Consider the following 26116-nt stretch of genomic DNA (forward strand, 5'->3'; position numbering starts at 1 on the left):
GGTGCGTGGTGGATTCCGAGCGGTCGGCCGGTCCGTTCCTGAGAACCCCTCACTTCGTGTGCCCGCGAACCCAGCCGTACAGGGTGCGCTAACCGAGCGCCGCTCTCGTCCGCAGGCTCACGCGCTCTCACTGCCTCGACGTGCGCCCCACTCGGCGAGGAGCCGCTGCTCCTGCTCCGGTTCGAGGCCCAGCAGCGTCGTTCCCTGCTTGTACGGCCCGGCGGCCGGTCCCCGGTCCTGGAGCCACTGCCAGGTGTCGCGGAGGGTCTCGGCAAGGGGACGGCACCGCAGGCCCGCGGCGAGGGCCTTGTCCGAGGAGGCCAGCCAGGTGCCCGCCATGCCGGGCTGGTCGACGGCCCACAGTGGGAGCCCCGTCCAGACGGCGACTTCCTTGTCCAGGAGGAAGGTTTCGTCCACCCAGACCACCTCGGCGTCGGAGCCGGTCACCTCGGCGCAGCCTGCCAGCAGGTCGCCGAACGAGGTGGCACCGACGGGCCCGGTGACCAGGAAGCGGCCGGTGGCCTGGACCTCCAGCTGGTCGAGCCCGAACGCGGCGATGTCGCGGGCGTCGATGACCTGGACCGACTGGTCCGCGCGGCCCGGCGCCAGCACCTGTCCGCCGCGGGCCATTCGTTCGAGCCACCACAGGAGCCGGCCGGTGCTCTCGTGCGGGCCCACGATCACACCCGGGTTGAGGATCAGGGCGTCACCGGCGAAGGACTCCTCGACGGCCCGCTCGCAGCCTGCCTTGAGGGCGTTGTACGTCACGTCGTCGGGTGCGGCGTCCGAAGCACACGCGTGCCGGGGTGATGTCTCGCTCACGATCTCGGCGGGCCAGCCTTCGTAGGCGTGGAAGGACGAGACGAACAGATACGCACCGGCATGCCCGGAGAGCGCCCGGGCCGACTCGCCGACCACACGCGGGTGCATCCCGCTGGTGTCGACGACGGCGTCCCATGTGTGGTCCTCGGCCAGCCGCCGCAGATCGTCCGCGACCTCGCGATCGCCGCGCACCACCTCAACACCCTCCGGGTCCGTACCGGACCGGCCACGGTTGAAGACCGTCACTTCGTGTCCGCGGCGCTGAGCTTCCGTGACGAAAGCACGCCCCAAGAAAACCGAACCGCCCAGAATCAATATGCGCATGCGCTGATGATCTGCCATTTGCGGTCGCGCTTGCAGATCGTTCGCGGTCGGCGGAAGTTCGGATTCAGGTGCGTGGCCGTGCGCACGGAACGGACCGGGACGGACCGGGCCTGGCGGGGTTTCGGGCCGATGCCGTCGCGCTGTACCGGTCCAGCCCGGGGCACTGGAGGTGGTCAGCGTGCGCGGAGTATGAGTTCGTCGATCGTGCTCCACAGCTTCGGCCAGTTGTCGGAGAAGTGCATGTGCTCTCCGGGGACGTCGATCAGTTCGAAGGAGGCCGTGGTCGCCTCCGCCCACTGGGCCGATTCGTCGCGGGTCACCAGTTCGTCGTCGACTCCTCGGAGCGCGCTGATCGGGACCGGGAGAGGGCGGGCGGACTCTGCCGTGGGCGGTGCTTCATTGATGCCCATGTCGGCCCGTAGCGCCGGGATGACCAGTTCGCGGAGCTCGGGGTCGTGGAGGGCCTCGTGATCGTAGCCGACCAACTCGCTTGTTCGAGCGGCCAGTTGGGCGTCCGAGAGTGTGTGTACGCCGATGTGGGGTCGAGGGAGCCACGGTGCTGCCGCGCCGCTGACGATCAGGCGGTGGGGGAGCGGGAGGCCCTTGCTGCGCAGGAGCTGCGTGGTCTCGTGGGCCAGGAGTGCGCCGAAGCTGTGGCCGAATAGGGCGTACGGGCCGTCTCCGGATGCCTTGAGGATGCGCTCGGCTGTGCCTGCCGCGGCCTCGGCGAGTGACGTGTAGGGGTCCTCGATGAACAGCTCCTCGCGGCCCGGCAGCTGGACGGGCACGATCTCGAACGACTCGGCCTCATGGTCGCGCCAGGGGCGGAACACGCTGGCTCCCGCACCGGCGAACGGCAAGCACAACAGCGGGAGTTTCATGGGATTCCTTCTTGGGGTGAGGTGGGCGGTGCGGGAGCGGCGTCGGGGGTGCTGCTAGCGGGTGGGGCGCTTCCAGCGGGCGAGGGCCTGTGCTCGGGCGGCGCCGCGTCCGGGCTGCGGTTCGTCGCTGGGGGAGCGCGGTTGTGTGTCGCCGCTCAGGGATGCCAGATGCGCCGCGAGGCTCCGCACCGTCGTGTGCTGGAACAAGTCGACCACCTGTAGCGTGGGGTGCTGGGTACGCAGGGCGGCCAGGACGCGGAGCAGGCCCAGGGAGTTGCCACCCAGTTCGAAGAACGTCGCGTCCAGGTCGGTGACCGGCTTGGCAAGGACCTCGCTCCAGGCGTTCAGGATCGGGTCCGCCGGGCCGCCGACCGGGGTCGCGGCCGGAGCCCGGCCCGGCCGTGCGGCGGCTTGTGCGGTGGTCCAGGAGGTGACCGTCGCTCGGTCCAGCTTGCCGTTGGGGAGTTGGGGGAGCGCCGGTACCAGGAGCCAGGAGCTGGGGACCATGGCCTCGGTGAGCCACGTCGCGGCGTGAGCACGCAGGTTGGCCGAGAGGCGGGGGGCTACTGGTTCCGGAAGGGTGCCCGCGAGAGGTATGCCTTCCGTCGGGGCGATGAATGCCGCGACCGCCGTGCCGTCGGGGACCACCGCCACCGCCGCGTCGCGCACCTCGGGGTGGCTGCGCAGTGCCGACTCGATCTCCTCCAGCTCAATGCGCTGGCCTCGGACCTTGACCTGGGTGTCGCCCCGGCTGACGAAGCGGAGGCCGTGGTCTGCCTCGAATACCGCCATATCCCCGGTGTCGTAGGCGAGTTCCTCGCCGGCGTCGGGCAGCGGACAGAAGCGGTCAGCGGTGAGAGTCGGCTGTTGCCAGTAGCCCTGGCCCACGCCCGCCCCGGAGACCATCAGGCGTCCGGGGACGCCCACCGGGAGCCGGCGGCCGTGCGCGTCCACGACGTGGCAGCGCTCGCCGAGGAGCGGGCGGCCGATGTGCACGGGGACGTCGGTGCCCTCCGGTATCCGCCAGACCGTCGACCAGACCGTGGTCTCTGTCGGGCCGTAGCAGTTGATGACCGGGCCCGGGACCAGGGCCGTCAACTCTCGTGCCAGGTCCGCGGGGAGTGGTTCGCCGCCGACCAGCAGGGCTCCCAGGCGGGTCAGAAGGCGGCGGCCGTCTGGGTCGGTGGCCAGGATGCGGGCGACCGTCGGGGTGCACTGGTAGAGGGCGCCGTCCGGGACCGGTGCGTCCGTGACCGCGCGGTGGCTCGTCAGCAGGACGGAGCGGCCCCGTGCCAGCGGCCAGTGCAGCTCCAGGGCGCTGATGTCGAAGGACAGGCTGGTGCCCGCGACCGTGAACGGGGGCGGGCCGCCGCCGAGTTCACGGTCGAAGGCGGCGAAGAGCGCGGACAGGTTCTCGTGGCGGATGACGACGCCCTTGGGGCGGCCCGTGGAGCCTGAGGTGTAGATGAGGTACGCGGGGTCCGCCGGGCGGACGTCCGGCCAGGCCGCGGGCGGTGTCGTCTCGGTCGTCGCGTCCGGGTGGAGGTTCGGCACCCCGGGGACCAGGGGTTCCGGGGCGACCGAGGCCGCCAGTGCCGCGTCCTCGGCCATGTAGCGCAGGCGGTCCGGGGGGTATTCGGGGTCGAGCGGGACGTACGCCGCGCCCGTCTTCCACACCGCGAGCAGCGTCACCACCAGGTCCGGGGTCCTGGGGAGGCACACGCCCACGCGGTCGCCGGGAGAGACCCCGGCCTCGATCAGGGCGGTCGCCAGCGCCGTTGCCCGTTCGCTCAGTTCGGCGTACGTGATGCTCTCGGTGCCCGTGGTGACGGCGACCGCTGACGGCGTACGTCGTACGTGCTCCTCGATGGGTGCATGCACCGGCGCCGTGGCGAGGGGCGCGGGGCCGCCGTCCAGCGCGCTGAGACCGGCCACTTCCTCGGGGGAGAGGAGCGACAGCTCCGACAGCGGGAGAACGGAGCCGTCGGCCAGCGCTTCGAGGGCGGCGAGCAGGTGCTGTGCGAGGCGCTGGGCCGCCTGCGGGGTCAGTGCAGCGTGACGGTGTCCGATCTCCAGACGCATGGCGCCGTCGAGCGAGTGATGGAGCGTCAGGGCCACGTCGTACTCGGCCTCGACCGGCGCGGACTGGGTGAGCTGCCAGCTCAGCCCGTCCAGGGCCAAGGGCGCGGACTCGGTGGTCTGGGCGCAGAGGATCTGCGTGAGCGGCTTGCGGCCAGGGCAGCGCCGTACCCCGACCGTGTCGAGGATGTCCTCGATCGGAAGCGCCGCGTGGTCCACGGCGTCGAACAGCGCGTCCATGGTGCGGTCGAGCACCTCGTCGCTGTCCGCCCCGTCGAGCCTGAGGCGCACCGGCACGGTGTTCTGCAGGCAGCCGATCACATCCTGGTCCGTGGCGCTCCGGCCGCTCGCCACCGTGGCGATCACCAGATCGTCGCGGCTGGTGTACCAGCAGGTCACCATCGCTGCCGCCGCGAGGAGTTGGGCGAAGGGGGTAGCGCCGCGCTCACGGGTGAGCGCGGCCATCCGGGTGGCGAGTTCCGGACTGATCTCGGTGGTCACTACGCCGGATGCCGTGCTGTCAGGGGTGCTTGAGAGAGGTAGAGCGGTGTCCTGAGGGCAGTCCGCCAACGCGCGCGACCAGAATTCGCGCAGTTGGGCGGTGTGTTCGGGGTCGGGTGCGACCGTGGGCGGCGCGAGGGCCAGGGACGGTGCCCCCTTCTCGTACGCGAGAGAGAGCTGGTTGAGCAGGACCGCGGTCGAGTCGTCGTCGAAGATCGCGTGATGCGTGCCGATCAGGCAGTGCGTACGCTCGGGGCCGACCAGCAGGCGGACACGGCAGAGCGGTCCCGCATCGTGGGCGAAGGGTGCGCCGGTGTCCGTGATCAGCGCGGGCAGTTGGGTCTCGGCGCCGTCCGACTCCAGGACTTGGACGTCCACGGCCGATGCCGGGTGGGTGCGTTGCGTCAGGCCGTCCGGTGCCATGTGCAGGGACGTACGTAGCGCCGGTTGCGCCTCAAGGAGAGCGTGCACCGCCTCGGTCAGGCGAAGGGCGGAGACCCGGCCCTCGATGACGAGGTGGTTGCGGACCGTGGCTCTGCCATCCCGCTGGTCGAGCACGAAGAACCGCAGCTGTCCTGGGCTTGCCGGTCGGTCTGTCACGAGGGCTCCTTGACGCCTCTCCGGCCCGCCCGAACGAGTTCGGCGAGGGCGGGGAGCGAAGAGTTGCGGTAGATGTCACGCAGCTGTACCGAGGTGAACCCGGCCTCGTGCAGCGCGTTGCGCAGCCGGGACGCGAGCAGGGAATTGCCGCCGATTTCGAAGAAGTTGTCGTGGGGGCGCACGGGGACGTGCAGGAGGGCTTCCCAGATCGAGATCAGGTGGGCCTCGATGGGGTCCGTGTCGGTGGGGCTGTTTGCGGGTGTGTGCTCGTGCGTCGGGTCCGGGAGGCCGGTCGGGTCGAGCTTGCCGTTCGGGGTGAGGGGCAGCTCGGGTATGGCGGTGACGGTGCCGGGGACGAGGTGGGCGGGGAGCCTGTCCGCCGCGCGTCGTTTGATCCGGCCGGGGTCGCCGTCGGGGGTGGTGACGACATAGGCGTCCAGGCGGGCCGATGCCGTGCCCGCGCCACGGACCAGGACGACGGCGGCCAGTACGTCCGCGTCTTCGAGGAGGGTGGTGCGGATTTCGCCGGGTTCGATGCGGTGGCCGCGGATTTTGACCTGGTCGTCCAGGCGGCCGAGGTGTTCGAGGTGGCCGTCGGGGGTGTAGCGGCCGAGGTCGCCGCTGCGGTACAGGCGTGCGCCGGGGGTGTGGGTGAGGTGGTCGGGGAGGAAGCGTTGGGCGGTCAGTTCGGGGCGGTTGCCGTAGCCTTGGGCCACTCCGGCGCCGCCGATGTAGATTTCGCCGGCCACGCCGGGTGGGACGGGTTGGGCGTGCTCGTCGAGGATGTGGAGCTGCCAGCCCGGCAGGGGGCGTCCCACGGAACGCGTACCGGTCAGCGCGTCGGCGCGGGTGAGGGTGTGCCAGGTGCAGTGCACCGTGGTCTCGGTGATTCCGTACATGTTCACCGCACGGCAGCTGGTCTCGGGGTAGTGGTCGAGCCAGGGCAGCAGCATCTTCGAGTCCAGCGGCTCTCCGCCGAAGATCAGCAGTCGCACCGCCAGGTTGGCCTGCTGGAAGTTCTCCGCGCGGATCAGCTGGGAGAACGCCGAGGGGGTCTGGCTCAGCACGGTCACTTTTTCGCGGGCCAGAGTTGCGTGTAACTCCTCCGGGTCCCGTGCCGCCCAGTGGTCGACGACTACCAGACGCCCGCCGGTGAGCAGGCAGCCCCAGATCTCCCACACCGAGAAGTCGAACGCGAACGAATGGAAGAACGACCACACATCGCTGGTACCGAGCTGGAACTCGGCCTTGGTCGCAGCCAGCAACGCCATCACATTTCGGTGCGCCACCAGCACACCCTTGGGACGTCCCGTCGAACCCGAGGTGTGAATCACATACGCCAACGCATCCGCATCCACCGCCGGCAGCACCCGGCCCGCGTCCTGAGGTTGAGCGGACACCTCCACAGTCCGTACCCGCTCTTGGACCGCCGGTGGGAGAGCATCCCCCACCACGACCCGCACGCCGGTGTCCTCGACCACGAACGCCAGCCGCTCAGCGGGATAGCCCGCATCCAACGGCACATACACCGCCCCGGCCTTCAACACCCCCAGCAAGCCGACGATCAACGCGGCACCCCGCGGCAGACACACACCCACCCGGTCACCGACCTCAACCCCGGCCTCGACCAACACACACGCCAACGCCGACGACTCAGCATCCAGCTCGGCATACGTGAGAGACCTTCGACCATCCGTGACAGCGGTTTCCGTCGGGGCCCGCCGCGCCTGCGCGGTGAAGGCCCCCGGAATGCTCGTCCGGGGCGCGGTCAGTGGTCCTCCGTGCCCCAGAGAAGGGCCTTTCCCGTACGTCGCCTTTTGTTCCGGGGCGGTGGTGGGATCGCCGTCAGCGGCCTGAAATGGCCCAGCTAAGGCTTCACTAGTCATGAGTCAACAGCCCCCGGGTTGAAATTTTCTATCGGCCCACTTCGGCGTTCGCCCGATGGGGAACCTATATCGAAGCGTGACGCAAAAGGAAGAGCCGCCGTGCGCCTTGTGTGCGGGCGTTACGTATGCCCGAATATGGCCGTTTGGCAACGTTGGTGCAAGTGTCGCGAGTTGAGCTTAACTTCTTGCGAGGGGGATCGCGGCGGTCATCCTTTGGCTTGGGAAAATATTGCTTGACACCTCGGCTTCCGCCGTATCAGGATCATGAAAACGTCTGGCTCGGGCAAATGTTCTGGCTCGGCTTCTTGCTTGCCTTTCGGCTTGATCGAAGACTCCATGACGCCATGTATTGCGCATTCCATAGACGGATTCTGGTATTCCCCGTGACGGAGGAGCAAGCGGATGAGGCCCGTTGTGCCGGATGAGTTAGTCCAGGACGTGAAGGCCCTTTGGCTCGAAGTTCTCGGTGAGGGAGCGGACCTCGACTGCGGCTTTCTGGAGAACGGCGGGGACTCGTTCCGCGCCGTTCTGTTCACCGCCCGGGTCTTCGAGGTGACCGGCCAGGAGATCGACTATCTGGACGTGCTCGAGACGACCGGAGTCGAGGCGCTCTGCGCACTCGTTGTCGCCTCCACGCCCGGGCGTTGAGGCGACGATGTCCTCCGATGTGACCGCAACTCCGCGCCGTGGCACTTCAGTTCAGACAGTCCAGACGGTTTCGCTGCCTCGTCAGGCACTCAGGGGCAGCGAGGACCTCGGCCCGCTGACTCCGAGCCAGTCCGATCTCTATGTGGCGGACCGGGCCGCGGACGACCCCACGACCTATCACGTGGCCCTCGTCTACCGAGTCGAGGGCGCCCTCGACGACACGGAGCTGCGGGCGCGGTTCGAGCGGCTGCTTGCCGCGCACCCGATGCTGGCGGCGTGCGTGGTCGAGGGCAGCGAGGGGTGGTTCTTCGCTCCGGCGGAACGAGCTCCCGCCCTGCACGTCTCGTCCGTTCCGATCGACCCCGAAAGCCCGCTGGCCGCCCGGCGCGTGCGTCAGGAGTGCCGACGCCCCATGGACCCGGCGCGTGGACCGCTGCTGCGCGTCGTGCTGCTGCGCTACCCGGGCCACCGCGCCGATCTCGTCGTCGTGGCCCACCATTTGGTCGTCGACGAACCGTCGGCCGAGCTGATGGCCCGCTGGCTGCTCGCGGGTGACGAGGCGGAGCCCGCGCAGACGTTCGCCGCCTGGGGAACCGCCACAGCGGTCACGCCGGACCGGACCGAGCGCGCGGCCGCCCTGCGGGACGAGCTCGCGGCTGCCGATCTCACTCCCGCGCTCGACTGGGCCGCACCCACCGAGGAGGAAGTGGGCGGCGCCATATGCGGGTTGAGGCTGCACGAGGCGCTGTGGGAGCAGGTGCGGAAGCTGTCCGCCGAGCTCCGGATCACGCCGTACTCCTTCGTCGTCGCCGCCGCAGGGCTGGTCTTCGGCCGCAATGCCCGAGCCGCTCGCCCGGTCCTCGGCGCGACGGTCTCGCGCAGGACGCCACGGCATGCGGCGACGGTCGGGTACTTCAACTCCACCGTGCCGGTCCCACTCGGCCTCGACGCACAGCCCACCGTCGCCGACTTCCTGCGCCAGGCCCACGCCCGGTCCATGCGGGCCTACCGTGACGCGGATCTGCCGCTGTCCACGGTTCTGCCGAAGGGCGCCGGCGAAGGGCCCCGGCTCGTCGTGGTGCCCACCGCACCACTTCCCGAGATCACGGCCGGGGGTGCGCGATGCACGCCGCACACCGACCTCGACCTCGGGACGGCGCAGTTCCCGCTCGCCCTCTATCTGCGCCAGGAGGCCGAGGGGCTGCACGGTCTGCTGCGGTACCAGCGTGGCAGGATCTCCGCGAGCGCGGCCGAGCAGTTCTGCCGCCAAGTGGAGACCGTGGTCGCCGCGTTCGTGGCAGACCCGGACGCGGCACCGTGGGAGGTCGTCACGGTGCCGCGGCCTTCGGGAGCCGGTCAGGGGCTGACGACCGCACCTGTCGTGCAGGACCTCTCCATTCCGGAACTCTTCGCGCGGCAGGTCGCCCGCGATGCCGGACGGGTTGCCGTCACGGGTGGTCGAAGGTCTCTCACGTATGCCGAGCTGGATGCTGAGTCGTCGGCGTTGGCGTGTGTGTTGGTCGAGGCCGGGGTTGAGGTCGGTGACCGGGTGGGTGTGTGTCTGCCGCGGGGTGCCGCGTTGATCGTCGGCTTGCTGGGGGTGTTGAAGGCCGGGGCGGTGTATGTGCCGTTGGATGCGGGCTATCCCGCTGAGCGGCTGGCGTTCGTGGTCGAGGACACCGGCGTGCGGGTCGTGGTGGGGGATGCTCTCCCACCGGCGGTCCAGGAGCGGGTACGGACTGTGGAGGTGTCCGCTCAACCTCAGGACGCGGGCCGGGTGCTGCCGGCGGTGGATGCGGATGCGTTGGCGTATGTGATTCACACCTCGGGTTCGACGGGACGTCCCAAGGGTGTGCTGGTGGCGCACCGAAATGTGATGGCGTTGCTGGCTGCGACCAAGGCCGAGTTCCAGCTCGGTACCAGCGATGTGTGGTCGTTCTTCCATTCGTTCGCGTTCGACTTCTCGGTGTGGGAGATCTGGGGCTGCCTGCTCACCGGCGGGCGTCTGGTAGTCGTCGACCACTGGGCGGCACGGGACCCGGAGGAGTTACACGCAACTCTGGCCCGCGAAAAAGTGACCGTGCTGAGCCAGACCCCCTCGGCGTTCTCCCAGCTGATCCGCGCGGAGAACTTCCAGCAGGCCAACCTGGCGGTACGACTGCTGATCTTCGGCGGAGAGCCACTGGACTCGAAGATGCTGCTGCCCTGGCTCGACCACTACCCCGAGACCAGCTGCCGTGCGGTGAACATGTACGGAATCACCGAGACCACGGTGCACTGCACCTGGCACACCCTCACCCGCGCCGACGCGCTGACCGGTACGCGTTCCGTGGGACGCCCCCTGCCGGGCTGGCAGCTCCACATCCTCGACGAGCACGCCCAACCCGTCCCACCCGGCGTGGCCGGCGAAATCTACATCGGCGGCGCCGGAGTGGCCCAGGGCTACGGCAACCGCCCCGAACTGACCGCCCAACGCTTCCTCCCCGACCACCTCACCCACACCCCCGGCGCACGCCTGTACCGCAGCGGCGACCTCGGCCGCTACACCCCCGACGGCCACCTCGAACACCTCGGCCGCCTGGACGACCAGGTCAAAATCCGCGGCCACCGCATCGAACCCGGCGAAATCCGCACCACCCTCCTCGAAGACGCGCGCGTCAGCGCGGCGGCCGCGCTCGTCCGGACGCCGGACGGGCCCGCCACCGCGCGGGTCGATGCGTACGTAGTCGTCGCGGATCCCGAGGAACTCCCGGACATCCGGCGGGTGTTGGTCCAGCGACTGCCCGCGTATCTGGTCCCGGCGACCCTCACCGCCGTGCCCGAGCTGCCCCTCACCCCGAACGGCAAGCTCGATGCCGTCCGGCTTCCGGATCCCGTCATACCGTCCCCTGCCGATGCATCCCCCGCCCCGGAACCCGGAGGCGAAGACACCTGCCCGGTCGCCCTCACCGCCATCTGGCAGCAGGTCATCGGTGTCCCCGTCGGTCCCGACGACAACTTCTTCGACCTCGGCGGAAACTCCCTGCTGGCCGTCCAGCTCAACGCGGCGCTCCGCAAGAGCGGCTTCCCCGAAGTGCGGCTGCGGGACATCTTCCGTCACTCCACCCCGCGCCGCCTGGCGGTGGCCATCGAGTCCCGTGGCGGCGCGGTCGAGAACGCAAGCAAGCTTGGAGGAAAATCGGCATGACCGACGTGGACAACACGGTGGCGGTCGTGGGCCTTGCCCTGCGGGTGCCAGGTGCCGCGGACCCGGAGACCTTCTGGTCGGGCCTCGCCGACGGCCGGGTCAGCCTGCCCGCGGCGCGGTCCGCGGGGGAGACCGGCGGCCCCCTCCAGGCGGGGCAGATCGACCGGTTCGCCGAGTTCGACGCGGAGCTGTTCGGCATGTCCCGGGCCCAGGCCGCGGTGACGGACCCGCAGCACCGGGTCCTCACCGAGCTGGTGTGGCAGGCGCTCGAGGACGCCGGGATCGACCCCGGGGCCGGCACCGACCGGGTGGGTGTGTTCGCCGGGTGCGGCCCGGACGCGTATCTGCACGCGAACGTGCTCGGGGACGAGCAGCTGGTGCGGGTGCAGGGGCAGGAGCAGATCCAGCTCGGCAACTCCCGTGACTTCCTCGCCACCGCTGTCTCCTACCGGCTCGGCCTGACCGGGCCGAGCATGACCGTGCAGACCGCCTGCTCGACGTCGCTGGTCGCGGTGCACCAGGCCGTGCGGAGCCTGCTCACCTACGAGTGCGACATCGCGGTGGCGGGCGGCGTCACGATCCACCCGGTGGAGCAGCCGACATACGAGTTCACCGAGGGCGGCATCGTCTCCCCGGACGGCCGCTGCCGCGCCTTCACCGAGGGAAGCCTGGGCACCGTGCCGGCGAGCGGTGCCGGAGTCGTGGTGCTGCGCCGTGCGGCCGACCTCGATGAGCACGGTGCGAGCGGTGTCCGCGCGCACATCGTCGGCAGCGCGGTCAACAACGACGGCGCCGACCGCATGAGTCTGGTGTCACCAAGTCCCCGTGGCCAGGCGGACGTTATCCGCGAGGCCCTCGAATCGGCGGGACTCTCGGCCGCCGACGTGGGCTACATCGAGACTCACGGCACCGGCACCGTCCTCGGCGACCAGATCGAACTCGCCGCCCTCGCCGAGGTGTACGGCACCGAGTACGGACAAGCCCCGTGCGCGCTCGGCGCGGTGAAGCCGAACATCGGCCACTGCGACACGGCGGCCGGTGTGGTCGGCCTCATCAAGACGGTGCTCGCGGTGCGGGAGCGCACCGTGCCGCCGACCCCGGCGCAGCCGGGCGACGGCCCCGACGTGGCGCTCGGCTCGCCCCGCTTCTTCATCCCGCGCAAGGCCGAGCCCTGGGGCGACGAGCTTCCCCAGTACGCGGCGGTGAGCTCCTTCGGCCTTGGCGGTACGAACGCCCACGTCATCGTGGCACCCGCGCGCACACCGCAGCCGGAGGAGCCGTCTGTTGTACGGAACCCCGGCACCGCCGTCCTCTCCGCCGCGACCGACAACGCGCTGCGGGACAAGGCCCGTTCACTCGCCCACTGGCTCCAGGGCCCGGGCACGGACACCCCGCTCGCCGACATCCTCGGGACCCTGAAGCACAACCGGCGCCCCCTCGACCGGCGCTGGGCGGCCGCCCTGCCCGCCGACGAGACCGCGGCCCGCGAGCGACTGCGCGACGAACTGACCACGCTCGCTGAAGGGGGCGGCCGGACCCAGGGCGCCGTCGCCCAGCCGACCGTGGCCGCCCTGTTGCCGGGCCAAGGCGTGTCCCTGGCCGGAGTCGGAACCTCGTACGCGGCCGTGGACGACGCATTCCGCGCGGACGTCGGCACACTGACCGCGGAGGTGGCCGCCGCCGGTGGCCCCGATCTGAGCACCTTCGGGGAGTGGGCCGCCGACGACCCGCGCTTGACGGACACCGCCGTCGTCCAGCCCGCGCTGTTCGTTCTGGGCACGGCGGCGCTGCGGCTCCTGGAGCGCCGCGGCATCAGGCCCGGGCTCCTTCTCGGGCACAGCGTCGGCGAGTTGACGGCCGCGGCCCACGCCGGAGTCCTCACCGCCGGCGAGGCCGCCGCCGCCGTCGTCGAGCGCGGCAGGCTGATGGCGGGCGCCCCACAGGGCGCGATGACGGCCGTGCGCGCGGACGAGAGCACTGCTCTCGGACTCGCCGACGGCCTTCCGGTGGACGTGTGTGGACTCAACGCGCCCGACAACACCGTCCTCGGCGGCGCTCCCGACGCGGTGAGCGAGCTGGAGCACCGGTGCCGCGACCGGGGTATCGCCGTGACCCGCCTCGCCACCAGCCGGGCATTCCACTCCCGGACGATGACGGAGGCGGCGGATGAATTCGCCCGGTTCCTGGGACAGTTCACGCTGCGTACACCGTCGCAGGACCTGACCATCCTCTCCAACCTCACCGGCGCGCCCCTGACCGCCGAGCAGGCCACCGACCCCGGCTACTGGGCGCGGCAACTGCGCTCCACCGTGCGCCTCGACGACGCGCTGCGGAGCCTCCTGAACGCCAGACCCGATGTCGTGCTCGGCCTCCACCGAGGCAAGACCATGACCAACCTCGCCCGGCAGGAAGCGCGGCGCCAGGGCAACTCCCCGCTGATCACCGACCTCTTCGGGGTCAAGGAGGCCGAGGAGGGCGCGGAGCCGCTCGCCGTCCAGGACGCCCTCGCCCAACTGTGGACGGCCGGATGCCCGCTGGACCTCGGCATCCCGCACCCCGGCCGGACGGTCCGGCTGCCCCCCTACCCCTTCGCCGACACCAGGCACTGGGTGGACGCGGTCCGCACGCCCGAGCGCCGGACGTCCGCAGGCAACGTACAGACCGCGGGCAACGTACAAGAAGGGGTCATCGAGCCCCAGCCGCAGGCTGAGGGGGAGCCCGAGGCAGCCACGGAGGACGGCACCGTCGCCGTCATCGCCTCCCTCTGGCAGAGCGCCTTCGGTGGCGACCCGCTCCGTCCCGAGGACAACTTCTTCTCCCTGGGCGGCACTTCGCTCCAGGCGGCCCAGCTCATCACGGTCGTCAACAACGAACTGCTCCTGAACATGCGCCTCCAGGACCTGTACGAGAACTCGTCCCTCGGTGACTTCGCGGCGCGCGCCGACGCCCTGGTCGCCGAGCGCGACGACGACGAACTGCTGCGGCTGCTCGACGAGATCGAGAACGGCGGCGGCCTGGAGGGAGAGTCATGACCGAGCTGTCCCAGCGGCTGCAGGCGCTCACGCCCGAACAGCGCAAGCGCCTGAGCGAGAACCTGCGCCGCCGTGACGCGCGCGCGGTGGCCCCGGCGGCCGAGGCCACGGCCGGTCCTGCCCTGCTCCCGGACCGGCAGAGCCTCTACTTCTTCGCCAGCGCCGACGCCCACGAGGCCCGCGACTACTACCCGCTCGTGCTCGAGGCCGCCGCCCTCGCGGACCGGGCCGGACTGCACGCGATCTGGCTCCCGGAACGGCACTTCGTGGACTTCGGCGGCTTCTCGCCGAACCCCGCGGTCCTCGGCGCCGCCGTGGCCGCGACGACCACCCGCCTGGGCATCCGGGCGGGCAGCGTCGCCGCGCCGCTCCAGCACCCGGCCCGGATCAGCGAGGACTGGGCCCTGGTGGACAACCTGTCGGGCGGGCGGGTCGGCATCTCCTTCGCCAGCGGCTGGCACCCGGACGACTTCGTCCTCGCCCGCGAGGACTTCGCCGACCGGCGCGAGGTGACCGCGCGCACGATGGAGCAGGTCCGCGCCCACTGGCGCGGCGAGGCCGTGTGCTACCCCACCACGGCGGGCGGCGAGGCCGAGGTGCGCATCCAACCGCGGCCGGTACAGGTCGAGTTGCCGGTCTGGCTCACCGCCGCGGGCAACCCGGCGACCTTCGAATCCGCGGGCCGTGCGGGCTACGGCATCATGACTGCCCTCCTTGGCCAGACGCTCAAGGGGCTGCGCGAGAACATCGCCCGCTACCGCGCCGCCTGGCGCGAGGCGGGCCACGCGGGCGACGGCGACGTGGTCGTCATGGTCCACGCGCACGTCAGCGACCGCCCGGACCTCGAAGAGTTCCTGCGGCCCGCGATGCACTCCTACCTCCGGTCCTTCCGCAGCCAGACCACGGCCGCCGACCAGGACGAGGAGGTCCTCCTGGAGAGCGCCTACCTCGACTTCCTGCACGGGCCCTCGCTCCTTGGCACACCGGCCAAGGCCCGGGCCGTCCTCGCCGAACTGCGCGAGGCGGGCGCCGACGAGGTCGGCCATCTCATCGACTTCGGCCTGCCCGCCGCCGATGTCGTGGCAGCCCTGCCCCAGTTGCTCGCCCTCTCCGACTCCAAGGACCAGGACGGCGCCGAAGCCCCGCAAGGAGCGCGCATATGACCCGCGACCGCTCGGCCGCCGCCCGCTTGGCCGGCCTCGACCCCGCCCAGCGCGCCGCCCTCGCCGCCCGCCTCGCCGCCGCCCGGTCGGGCCCGCCGCTGCGCACCAGGCCAGGACCACGCGACCGCTTCCCGCTCGGCATGGATCAGGAGCGCCTCTGGATCCTCGACCAGTTGGACCCCGGCACCACCACCTACACCCTCGGCTTCGGCCTCCGCTTCCACGGCGCCTTCGACCTGGATGTCTTCACCCGGGCCGCACACGCCGTGGCCCGCCGCCACGAGCTGCTGCGCTCCGGCGTCGAGACCGAGGACGGAAAACCCTACCTCAAGGTCCACGAGGACCGGGGCGCCGACGTCACCTTCACCGACGTGTCCGAAGGACCCGCCGACCACGAGCACGTCGAGGAGCGCCGGGCCGCGTTCGTCGCCGAGCAGGTGAGCCGTCCCTTCGACCTGCGCGACGACCCCGTGCTCAGGCTCGCGGTCGGTCGGGTCGCGGACGGCGACCACCAAGTGGTCCAGACGATGCCCCACTCGTTCACCGACCAGTGGTCCTATGTCCGCCTCAACCACGAGCTGATCGAGCACTACCGCGCCTACCTCGAAGGCGCCGACCCTGAAGTCCCGGACCTCCCGGTCCAGTTCGGCGACTATGCCCAGTGGCAGCGCGACTACTTCGCCAGCCCGAAGGGTGCGGAGCACCGCGCCTTCTGGCGTACGTATCTCGACGGTGCCCCCACGCGGCTTCCGCTGCCCTACGACGCCACGCCCGACACCTCTGACCACGCGGGCGAGCAGTACAACTTCATCCTGAACGAGGACGTGGCCGCCGCCTTCACCGCCCGTGCCGGCGAGGCGCGCACCACCATGGCCACCGCGATGACCGCCGCGTACGTCGCGCTCCTGCACGAGGAGACCGGCGCCCGCGACATCGTCGTCGGTGTGCCGAGCGTCACCAGGGGCGAGGACGCCGTCCAGGACCTCATCGGCTTCCTGCTCACCAATGTGCCGATCCGCGTGCGCCTACCGGAGAACCCCACGCCCGCCCAGACACTCGCCGCCACGGTCGAGGGCTCTATGGCGGTCGCCGACCACCGCGAGGTGCCGTTCGGCGAGATCGTCGAGGCGGTCGCGCCGAACCGCGCGGTGACTCAGTACCCACTCCTGCAGACGATGCTGGTCCAGCTCAACCTCGGCGACTCGGTCCTGTTCAAGGTGCCCGGCGCCGACGTCTACGCCAACGCCGTGCCCGAGGGCATCTCCTCGATGGACATGACCGTGGCGTGGTGGCAGGTCAACGGCCTCATGTACGGGCGCATCGAGTACCGCACCGCTCTCTTCCTGCCGTCCACCATCGAGCGCATGGCGCGCCGCCTGCTCCAGCTCGTGGAGCTCTTCGCGACGTCGCCCGACACGCCGCTGCGCACCCGGTCTGTGCCTCCGGTCCCGCCCGTGGCGTCGGTCCTGTCCGCGCCCGCCGAGCACGGCAGCGCGCCCGTGGAGGGACTCGACCGCGTCGAGCGGGCCTGGTGCGAGGCCCTCGGTGTGTCCGAAGCCGGCCCCGGGGATGTGTTCTTCGAGGTGGGCGGGACCTCCCTGCTCGCCGTGCGCCTGACGCACCTGCTCAAGGCCGAGGGGTTCACGCTCACGCTCCGGGACGTCTTCAGCAACCCCACGCTCGGCGCGCTCGCCCAGGTGCTGCTCACCCGGGACCGCCGAGTTGCGGGAGAGGACGGCGCGTTGCCGCTCGGCCCGCTCGGTCCCGAGCAGCAGCTCTTGTACCAGGCCGGGCTCGACCGGGTCGAGTCCTTCGCGCACACCTTCGTCCTGAAGGCCGAGGAGCCTTTGGACGCCGCCCGGTTGGAAGCCGCCGTAAAGGCGGTGGTCGCCGCCCACCCCGGACTGTCCACGGAGTTCCGCACGAGCCCCGAGGGGCGCCGTGCCCGCGTCGGCAGCCGCTGGTCGTGGAGCACCGAGGCCCCGGGGAGCGAGCCCCGTCAGGTCGCGGCCGCCCAGCGCGCGGCGTTCGACGCGGAGAGCGGGGCGCTCTTCGCCGTCAGCCTGATCCCGGGCGCAAGCACCCTGGACCAGGGCGTCGAGAGCGCTCCGGACCAGGTCGTCATCAGCGCCAACCACCTGGTGATCGACGGCATGTCCTGGGGCATCGTCGTCGCCGACCTGGCCCGCGCCTACCGCGGCCGGGCCCTCATCGCCGAACCGGCCGGAGCGCTGGAGTACGCCGCCGCGCTGCACGCCGTCGACCCCGCCGCGCAGGCCGACTTCTGGATCGGACACCTCGCCGCCGTCCGCCCCATGGACTGGGGCACGCCCGAAGCAGCCGAAGGAGTACGGCAGTTCGAGGTCACCGTGCCGCTCGCCGGACGGCACGGATCGCTCCAGGCTGAGGCGTTCACCGCCGTCGCCCGGGCCCTGCGGCCGCACACCGAAGAGGTCGTGGTCTCCACGATCGGACTCGGCCGTGAGCCGCTGACCGCGCTGCGGACCTGGGACCCCACCCGCGCCGTCGGCTACTACTCCTGCCCCTACCCCCTGCACCTGCCGCTCACCGGCGGCACAGCCCAGGACGACCTCGCGGCTGTCGACACCGCTCTGCGCCACATCCCCGACGGCGGCAAGGTCTACGGCCTGCTGCGCACCTCCGCCGACACCGAACTCCGGGCCCGCTTCGAGGGGCTGCCCACGCCGCGCGTCGTCGTCAACTACCTCGGCGCCCTCGCCGATCCGGCCGACGGGAGCGAAGGACTGTTCACCGGCGGAGGCGAGTTCGCCGCCGACGCGTACGAGCAGGCGGGACGCGACGTGGACCTGGACGTGGCCTTCGGGATCCGGGGAGGCGAGGCGGTCTTCCGCTGGCTCTTCGACCCGGCCCGCGTCGCCGAGACCACCGTCCGCGAGGCCGCGGCCCGCGCCGCCGCCGACCTCACGACGCTCCTTGAGGCACACGGCGACCCCGACGACGTACCCGGCATCACCGGGGTGTCGGAGGAGCGGATGAATCAACTCTTCGCCGAACTCAGCGACGTACGCCTGGAGCAGCCGTGAACGACACGCCCACCGAGTCCCGGCGGCGCGGCCCGCTCTCCGTCCTGCTGATCGCGCAGTACCTGTCCGCCTTCGGCAACGCGGTCACCATCGTGACCGTCCCGCTCTACGTCCTCGGGGCCACCGGCAGCTCGATCGCCACCGGCCTCGCCGGATTCGCCAACGCCCTGCCGCTGATCTTCGCGGGCGCGATCGGCGGGGTCTTCATCGACCGGATCGGCGGACGGCGCATGAGCGTCCTGTCCGACCTGTTCGCCGGAGTCCTCATCGGCCTCGTGCCGCTGCTCGACCAGACCACCGGCCTTCCGCTGCCCCTCCTCATGGCGCTGCTCTTCGGACGGACCGTTGTCGCCACACCCGCGCAGGCGGCCCGTCTGAGCCTGATCAAACCGCTCGCCGAGACGGCCGGCGTCCGCCTGGAGAGTGCCAACTCCTGGTTCCAGGCGGCCCCGCGCCTCGGCCTGGTGGTCGGCGCGCCGCTCGCCGGGCTCCTCGTCGCGGTGTCGGGTTCGGTCGCCGGCATGTACGTCGACTCGGCGACGTTCCTGATCGCCTCGGCCCTCGTGGGCTTCGCCGTACCACGCGGCCGTCCGGCCGCCTCGTCGGGCGAGAAGCTCGGATTCGTACGCCAGCTGACCGAGGGCATGGCCGTCGTCAGGACGATCCCGGTGATCGGCGCGATGACCGCTTTCGTCTTCGTCACCAACTTCCTCGACGACGCCTTCACCCCGCTGATGCTGCCGGTGTACGCCAAGGAGATCCTCGGTAACGGCGAATACCTGGGCTGGCTCCTTGCCGCCTCCGGGGTCGGGGCCATCGCGGGCACCTTCCTCTACCCGCCGCTCAGCCGCCGCTTCCTGACCAGCCGCCGCTACACGCTGCTCGGCTGCTTCGCGGTCATCGCCGCGCTCCGGCTGCTGATGGTGGCGCACCCGGGTCTGTTCCTCATGGTCGCCCTCACCTTCGCCAGCGGCCTCGCGGCAGGCCCCCTCAATCCGGTCCTGAGCACCGTGATGCTGGAGCGCGTGCCCGAGGAGCTGCGGGGCCGGGTCTTCGGACTCTCCGGTGCCGTCGCGATGGCGGCAGCCCCCCTCGGCATCCTCTGCGCCGGATGGGCTGTCGACGGCGCGGGCCTGACCTGGGCGCTCGCCTGCTTCGGCACGGCGTACTTCGTACTGATCCTCGTGTCCCTGCGCAGTCGCGCCCTGCGCGACATGGACGCGGCACCCGCAGCAGAGGCCGGGGAGAAGGAGAAGGAGTCCGCCCATGGCTAGGACCGACGTGAACAGGGCGGGACGGCTCGAAGGCAAGGTCGCCGTCATCACCGGCGCGGGGCGTGGCGTCGGCCGCAGCTGTGCCACCGCCTTCGCCGCCGAGGGTGCCGACCTGGTCCTGGTGGACGTTCCCGCCGACATCCCCGAGGTGCCTTATCCGCTGGCCGGCGAGAGCCAGCTGCACCACACGGCCGAGGAGTGCCGCAAGCACGGCGTCGAGGTCCTCACCGTCCCCGCCGACGTGCGGGATCTGGACGCGCTGACGGTCGTGCGGGAGCGGGCCGTCGGCCGCTTCGGGCAGGTCGACGCGCTCGTCAACAACGCGGGCGTGGTGGCCCCTTCGGGCCGTCCCGTGCACGAGACCAGCGAGGAGGAGTGGCAGCTGCTCCTCGACATCGACCTCAGCGGGGCCTGGCGGATGACGAAGCTGTTCGCGCCGCTCCTGACCGAGCGCCGTGCGGGATCCATCGTGAACATCGCGTCCACCGCCGGGCTCGTCGGCTACCGGAACTTCGCGGGGTACGTCGCCGCCAAGCACGGCCTCATCGGCCTCACCAGGGCCTCCGCGCTGGACTACGCGCCCTTCAAGGTCCGTGTGAACGCCGTGTGCCCCGGCAACATCCGCGACGATCCGGCCGCTGAGGGGCGCATGCTCTCCGAGGTCGCCCGCGCCCTGGACGTCCCGCTCGTCGGGCACGAGGCGCTCTTCACCGAACAGCAGCCCATGAACACCCTGGTGGACCCCGCCGACGTGGCCGAGGCCGCGCTCTGGCTCTCCTGCGACGCCACGCGCCACGTCACGGGCTCCACCGTGACCGTTGACGCGGGATACACGGTGCGCTGATGGCCAACTCCCATGTTTCGCACGTCGCTTCGGCCTCCGAGAGGCAGTTCTGGTTCGGCGAGCAGGTCGCCCGCGGGGCGGCCGCGAACATCGCCCTGGGGCAGATCCGCATCGAGGGCACCCTCGATCTGCCGGCTCTCACGCGGGCGCTGGATGCCGTCGTGCGCGGACACGAGGCGCTGCACACGGCGTTCGTGCTCGAAGGGAAGCAGCTCGTACGCAAGGTCGTTGAGCCGGTGCCCGCGCGGACGCCCGTGCCGCTCGCGGAGGGCACCGGCTTCGACGCCGTCGCGGCGCGGCTGGACGAGACCGGCTTCGATCTCGCCGCCGGTGTCCTGCACTGGGCCGCCGTGGCGCCGGACGCGGACGGCGCGATGCTCTACATCGCGGTGCACCACATCGCCTTCGACGGCCTCTCCCACGAAATCCTCACCGCCGACCTTGCCCACGCCTATGGGCAGTCCCTGACGGGTGCCGCCCCCGAGCTGCCGCCAAGGCCCCGTGCGGCCGTCACCCCCCTGGGCGCCGCCCAGCGCGAGGAGCTCGCCGCGCACTGGCGTACCGCCCTCGCAGGTGTCGCCGATCTGCCTTGCGAGGGCGCCGGGTTGAGCCAGCGCGACCTGGCGCGGTCCCCTCTCGTCGAGCACCGCACCACGTGTGCGGCGGGGCGGGCGGGGGAGTTGCGGAAGCGGGCGCGTGAGGGCGCCAAGACGCCGTACGCGTTGTTGCTGACCGCCTACGGGCGTGCCCTCGCCGACCTCACCGGAGCCGCCGCCGACTTCTGCGTCGGCACCCCGATCGCCACCCGGGGCCCGAACCAGGAGCACGAGGTGGGCTGCCTGCTCAACACCGTGCCCATCCGCATGCGTGACCTCGGCGAACCCGAAGCGGCCGACCAGGTCTGGAACTCCGTCGTCGACGCGGTGCTCCACCTGGACCTGCCCTGCGACCAGATCGTGGCGGAGTGCCGGACCGGGCGGAGCCGCCGGATGCCGCTGTTCCAGGCGCTGTTCGCCCACCAGAGCTGGACGCGGACCGTCCACCAGGCCGGGAGTGCCCGGCTGTGGACGGTGCCGGTCCGGCCGGTGGGCGCGCAAGCGGAGGTGCAGATGCAGGTGTGCGAGGTCGACGGGGACGCCTTCGACATCCTCGTCCAGGCCCCCGTGGGCGGCCCGTGGGACGGCCGACTCCCCGATCTCATCGCCGCGTTCGACAGCCACCTCGAGCGGCTCGCCAGCGCGCCCACGCACTGAGCGCGCTCACGTACTGAAGGAACCAGGAACCACGCGAATGACCAAGCTGATCTGTCTGCCGTACGCGGGTGCGGGCGCCGGCGTCTACCGGCCCTGGCGCGCTATGTCCACACCCCGGCTGGAGGCCGTGCCGATCCAGCTTCCGGGCCGGGAGGAGGAGTACGGCGCACCGTTCTACGCGACGATCGCCGAGGCCGCCGAGGACATCGCCGGACGCATCCGCGCGGCCGTCGGCACCGAGCCGTACTCCCTCTTCGGGCACAGCTTCGGCTCGATCCTCGCCTACGAGACCACCCAGCAACTGATCGGGCACGGCGGCCCGCTGCCCGAACAGATCGTCGTCAGCGGCTCGGTCAGCCCACGCCACCGCGAGCGCCGACTCATCTCGGCGGACGACGACGAGCAGGCCGTCGCCGACCTGCGCGACATGGTGGGCCAGGACATCGAGTCGCTCAACCACCCTGATCTGCGCGCCCTGTTGCTGCCCGTGCTGCGCGCCGACGTCAAACTCCTGAGCGACTACGAGCCCGCCGCAGGCCGGGCCCCGCTGCCCATCCCGCTCACCGCGATCCGCGGCGACGCCGACGTGATGGTCCCGGTGCCGGAGTGGCGGGACTGGTCGGCGTTCACCTCGGCCGCCTTCCGGGAGCTGCAGATGCCCGGCGGCCACATGTACCTCGCCGACGACTGGGGGCTGGTGTGGAAGACCATCGAGGAGTTGCTGTGACGCCGACGGTTTCCGGGCGGGACCAAGAGGCCATGGATTCCGGACGTGCCCAGGAGCCCGGCCAGACACAGCTGTTGAGGCACGGCGCGGACCTCCTGAGCCGCACTGACCCCGCCCTCGCCGCCCTCCTGGACGCGGAGGTCGGCCACCAGGCGGGTACCCTCGCCATGGTCGCCTCGGCCAGCGCCGCCGACCCCTCTGTCCTCGCCGCGGGCGGCGCCGCCCTGTCGAACGTGACGGCGGAGGGATACCCGGGCGCCCGCTACCACCCCGGCGCGGTGCACTTCGACGGGGTCGAGCGGCTCGCGGTGGAGCGTGCCAAGGCGGCGTTCCTTGCGCAGTACGCCAACGTCCAGCCGCACTCGTGCTCCTCGGCCAACTTCAGCGTGCTCTCCAGTCTGATCCCCGTGGGCGGCGTGCTGCTCGGCCTCGACCTGGACGCGGGTGGACACCTCACGCACGGCTCGCCCGCCTCGGTGACGGGACGTCACTTTCGGTCCGTTCACTACGGCTTGGACGCGCACGGGCTCATCGACTACGCGTCCGTGGCGGAACTCGCCCGCGCACACCGCCCCGCCGTCATCGTCGCGGGCGCCAGTGCCTACCCGAGGACCATCGACTTCGTACGCTTTCGGGAGATCGCGGAGTCGGTCGGGGCGTATCTGCTCGCCGACATCTCCCACATCGCGGGCCTGGTCGTCACCGGCGAGCACCCGAGCCCCATCGACGTCGCCCACATCACCACCACCAGCACCTACAAGCAGCTCGGCGGCCCGCGCGGCGGCCTGATCCTCATCGGCCGCGAGCACCGCACGCTCGCCCCCGACGGCCGCACCACCCTGGCCCGGCTCATGCAGCAGGCGGTCTTCCCGCGCTCCCAGGGCACCCCGAACCCGGCCGCGATCGCCGCCAAGGCGCGCGCCCTCGACCTGGTCACCAAGCCGGAGTTCAAGGAGACCACCCGGCGGATCGTCGAGAACGCCCAGGTCCTCGCCGCCGCCTTCACTGCCGCGGGCCACCGCGTCCTGACCGGCGGCACCGACAACCACATGGTGCTCCTCGACGTCCTGCACCGGGGCCTGACCGGCGTGGTCGCCGAACGAGCCCTGGAGGAGTGCGGCATCCTCGCCAACCGCAACCGCATCCCCGGCGACACCAAGCCGCCCCTGGTCGCGGGCGGACTGCGCCTGGGCACCAACCTCCTCGCCCAGCGCGGCATGGGCCCGGCCGAGATGGCCGACTGCGCCCGCCTCCTCGACACCGTCCTCGGCGCCACGACGTCGCTCGACGACACCACGTACGCACTCGCCCCCCAGGTCCGCGAAGACGTACGCGGCGAAGTGGCCCGGCTGTGCGCCCGCTTCCCGCTGCCCTTCGGTACCGCTGCGCCCTTCCCCGCCGACGAGACAGGAGCAAGGCCTTGAACCGGACCACGAACGGGGACGCGAGCCAGGACGGCGTGCCCGGTCCCCTGCTCCTGCCAACCGACCGCCCGCGCCGCCGCACCGACCCTGTCCTCACGGCGGTTGAGCGACTGCCACTCTCGGACTCCGGCGCGCTCGATGCCTTCGCGGCCGCCTCGGGGGTTGCGGACGATGTCGTGCTCCTCGCCTGCTTCGCGGCGCTCGGCCACCGCTACACGGGACAGACGTCCTTCACGGTGTCCGTCGCGCCCGGGCGATCGGTGAGTGTCGCCGTCGAGGCGGTGGACTCCCTGTCCACTCTGACGAAGGCGAGTGGCGCTGCTGCTGAGGGAGCCTCACCAGTCGCCTTCGGTACCGAAGCCGGCGACAGCGGGTCTCATGAACTGCTGCTCCGTGTCCATCGTGACTCCGACCGCCTCGACGCGGAACTCCACTACGACGAAGGGCTCTTCGACGCGGAGACGGCCCGGCACCTCCTCGGCCACTACGCCACCCTTCTGGACGCCGCACTCGCCGACCCCTCCCGCGAAGTGAGCACGCTCCCGCTGCTCACCGACGCGGAGCAGACGAAGATCCTCGTCGACTGGAACGCCACCGGCGCCGACCTCTCGTACGACACCTGTCTGCACCACCGCTTCGAAGAGCGCGCCGCCCTGACCCCCGAGTCGACCGCGCTCCTCCACGGCACCGAACACTGGACCTTCGCCCGCGTCGACGCGCTGGCCAACAAACTCGCCCACCACCTCCGCGACGTAGGTGTCGGCCCGGACACTCGCGTCGGGCTCTGCCTCGACCGTTCCGCCGACCTGCTGGTCTCCCTGCTCGCCGTCCTCAAGGCCGGTGGCGCCTACGTCCCGCTCGACCCCGACTACCCCGCCCAGCGGCTCGCGACCATGGTGGACGGCGCCGGATGCGTGGCGATGGTCAGCCGCGGCGACCTGAGCGCCAACCTCGGCGCCGCGGGGGAGACGCCGCTGGTGCTCCTCGACCGGGACGAGCCGCTCATCGCCGACCGCCCCACCCGGCGCCCCGACGTCGCCGTGACCCCCGACGACCTCTGCTACGTCATCTTCACCTCCGGCTCCACCGGCCGCCCCAAGCCCATCGCGCTGCGCCACCGCGGGGTCCTCAACAACCTCGCCGATCTCAACACCCGCTTCGGTGTGGGCGCGGGCGACAAGATCCTCGCGCTGTCGTCACCCAGCTTCGACATGTCCGTGTACGAGATGGTGGGGATGACCCTCGCGGGCGGCACCGTCGTCCTTCCCGACCGGGGGCGGATCAAGGACCCGGCGCACTGGGCCGGACTCCTCACCGAGCACGGCGTCACGGTGTGGAACTCCGCTCCCGCGCTGCTCGACCTCCTGGTCTCCCAGGCGGAGCAGGCCGGTTCGGCCTTTCCGGCGCTGCGGCTCGCGATGCTCGGCGGCGACTGGATCCCGGTGACCCTGCCGGACCGTGTCCGCCGCATCGCCCCCGACCTCCGCTTCATCGCCCTCGGCGGGGCCACCGAGTCCTCGATCCACTCGACGATCTACGAGGTCACCCGCACCGACCCGGCCTGGGCGAGCATCCCCTACGGGCGCCCGATGGCCAATCAGCGCACCTACATCCTCGACCCCGCGGGCCAGCCCGTACCCGTCGGCGTACCCGGCGATCTGCACCTCGCCGGAATCGGCCTGGCCCAGGGCTACTTGAACCAGCCCGAGCGCACCGCCGAGCGCTTCCTCACCTGGTCCCACGGCCCGGTGACCGGCGAACGCCTCTACCGCACCGGTGACTTGGCCCGCTACCGCGCCGACGGGCAGATTGAGCTGCTCGGCCGCATGGACTTCCAGGTGAAGGTCAACGGACTGCGCATCGAGCTCGGCGAGGTCGAGTCGCTGCTGCGGGACCACCCCGAGGTCAAGGATGCGGTGGTCGCCGCGCACCCCGACGCCGTGGGGGACCGGCAGCTGGTCGGCTACGTCGTACTGCACGACCCCGCCGCACAGGACGCCTCGGCGCTCCGCGACCACCTGGCCGAGGCCCTGCCCGCGTACATGGTCCCCGCCACGATGATGGTCCTCGACGCCCTGCCGCTGAGCGCCAACGGAAAGCTGGACCGCAAGGCCCTGCCCGCACCGGGCCCCGGCGCGGAGGATGCCGACGGCGACGCCCCGCGCGGCCACTGGGAGCAGCGGATCGCCGACGTGTGGCAGGAGGCGCTCGGCATCGAACGCGTGGGCCGCGACGCCGACTTCTTCACCCTCGGCGGCGACTCGATGAAGGCGGTCCGCAGCATCGCGAAGATCGGTGCCCCGCTGAGGTGGGCCGACCTCTACCGCCATCCCGTACTCAAGGACCTCGCCGCCCACATGGAGCGGCTCACCGCAGAGACCGTGAAGTAGGCCCGGGCCTCGCGGC

The 26116-nt window shown here is 71.3% G+C and carries 15 protein-coding genes; 11 read left to right on the forward strand and 4 right to left on the reverse strand.

From position 1 onward, the window contains the following. Positions 1–117: 117 nt before the first annotated feature. From K2224_RS39100 to K2224_RS39115, 4 genes are all read right to left on the reverse strand, one after another. Positions 118–1164 (reverse strand): NAD-dependent epimerase/dehydratase family protein, encoded by a 1047-nt coding sequence (locus K2224_RS39100; RefSeq protein ID WP_313904832.1) that lies wholly within the window; start codon positions 1162–1164, stop codon positions 118–120. A 155-nt stretch (positions 1165–1319) separates the two neighbouring features. Continuing rightward, positions 1320–2027 carry a thioesterase II family protein gene (locus K2224_RS39105; RefSeq protein ID WP_221911828.1) on the reverse strand — a complete coding sequence of 236 codons (708 nt, stop codon included), beginning with the start codon at positions 2025–2027 and terminating at the stop codon, positions 1320–1322. A 54-nt stretch (positions 2028–2081) separates the two neighbouring features. Further along, the gene (locus K2224_RS39110; RefSeq protein WP_221911829.1) at positions 2082–5207 is read right to left on the reverse strand and encodes an amino acid adenylation domain-containing protein; all 3126 of its coding nucleotides are present in this window, start codon (positions 5205–5207) and stop codon (positions 2082–2084) included. Continuing rightward, on the reverse strand, positions 5204–7093 hold the full coding sequence (locus K2224_RS39115) for an amino acid adenylation domain-containing protein (protein WP_260693832.1): 1890 nt from the start codon (positions 7091–7093) through the stop codon (positions 5204–5206). The genes K2224_RS39110 and K2224_RS39115 overlap by 4 nt, the downstream gene beginning before the upstream one ends. A gap of 402 nt (positions 7094–7495) precedes the next feature. On the opposite strand from K2224_RS39115, the gene K2224_RS39120 reads away from it, so the two are divergent. From K2224_RS39120 to K2224_RS39170, 11 genes are read left to right on the forward strand one after another with little or no spacing between them, the layout of a single operon-like run. Then, a complete protein-coding gene (locus K2224_RS39120) occupies positions 7496–7741 on the forward strand; it encodes a phosphopantetheine-binding protein (RefSeq protein WP_221911831.1) in 246 nt (81 codons plus the stop codon). Between the two features lie 7 nt (positions 7742–7748). Then, positions 7749–10928 carry an amino acid adenylation domain-containing protein gene (locus tag K2224_RS39125; protein WP_260693833.1) on the forward strand — a complete coding sequence of 1060 codons (3180 nt, stop codon included), beginning with the start codon at positions 7749–7751 and terminating at the stop codon, positions 10926–10928. After that, entirely contained in the window at positions 10925–13960 is a 3036-nt protein-coding gene (locus tag K2224_RS39130; protein WP_221911833.1) for a type I polyketide synthase, read from the forward strand. The genes K2224_RS39125 and K2224_RS39130 overlap by 4 nt, the downstream gene beginning before the upstream one ends. Continuing rightward, positions 13957–15123, forward strand: a complete 1167-nt coding sequence (locus K2224_RS39135) for a MupA/Atu3671 family FMN-dependent luciferase-like monooxygenase (protein WP_221911834.1) — start codon at positions 13957–13959, stop codon at positions 15121–15123. Before K2224_RS39130 ends, K2224_RS39135 begins: the two co-directional genes overlap by 4 nt. Further along, a complete protein-coding gene (locus K2224_RS39140) occupies positions 15120–18188 on the forward strand; it encodes a condensation domain-containing protein (protein WP_221911835.1) in 3069 nt (1022 codons plus the stop codon). The genes K2224_RS39135 and K2224_RS39140 overlap by 4 nt, the downstream gene beginning before the upstream one ends. Continuing rightward, positions 18185–19462 carry an MFS transporter gene (locus tag K2224_RS39145; protein ID WP_221911836.1) on the forward strand — a complete coding sequence of 426 codons (1278 nt, stop codon included), beginning with the start codon at positions 18185–18187 and terminating at the stop codon, positions 19460–19462. The genes K2224_RS39140 and K2224_RS39145 overlap by 4 nt, the downstream gene beginning before the upstream one ends. Further along, positions 19455–20306, forward strand: coding sequence for an SDR family oxidoreductase (locus tag K2224_RS39150; protein WP_221911837.1), 852 nt, complete (start codon positions 19455–19457; stop codon positions 20304–20306). The genes K2224_RS39145 and K2224_RS39150 overlap by 8 nt, the downstream gene beginning before the upstream one ends. Then, the gene (locus tag K2224_RS39155; protein ID WP_221911838.1) at positions 20306–21559 is read left to right on the forward strand and encodes a condensation domain-containing protein; all 1254 of its coding nucleotides are present in this window, start codon (positions 20306–20308) and stop codon (positions 21557–21559) included. The genes K2224_RS39150 and K2224_RS39155 overlap by 1 nt, the downstream gene beginning before the upstream one ends. A 37-nt stretch (positions 21560–21596) precedes the next feature. Then, complete coding sequence (locus tag K2224_RS39160) at positions 21597–22286, forward strand: thioesterase II family protein (protein ID WP_221911839.1); 690 nt, start codon at positions 21597–21599, stop codon at positions 22284–22286. A 32-nt stretch (positions 22287–22318) separates the two neighbouring features. After that, the gene (gene glyA, locus K2224_RS39165) at positions 22319–23710 is read left to right on the forward strand and encodes a serine hydroxymethyltransferase (RefSeq protein ID WP_221911840.1); all 1392 of its coding nucleotides are present in this window, start codon (positions 22319–22321) and stop codon (positions 23708–23710) included. Then, the gene (locus K2224_RS39170; RefSeq protein ID WP_221911841.1) at positions 23707–26100 is read left to right on the forward strand and encodes an amino acid adenylation domain-containing protein; all 2394 of its coding nucleotides are present in this window, start codon (positions 23707–23709) and stop codon (positions 26098–26100) included. The genes glyA and K2224_RS39170 overlap by 4 nt, the downstream gene beginning before the upstream one ends. Positions 26101–26116: the final 16 nt, after the last annotated feature.

Source organism: Streptomyces sp. BHT-5-2, from assembly GCF_019774615.1.
Lineage (GTDB): Bacteria > Actinomycetota > Actinomycetes > Streptomycetales > Streptomycetaceae > Streptomyces.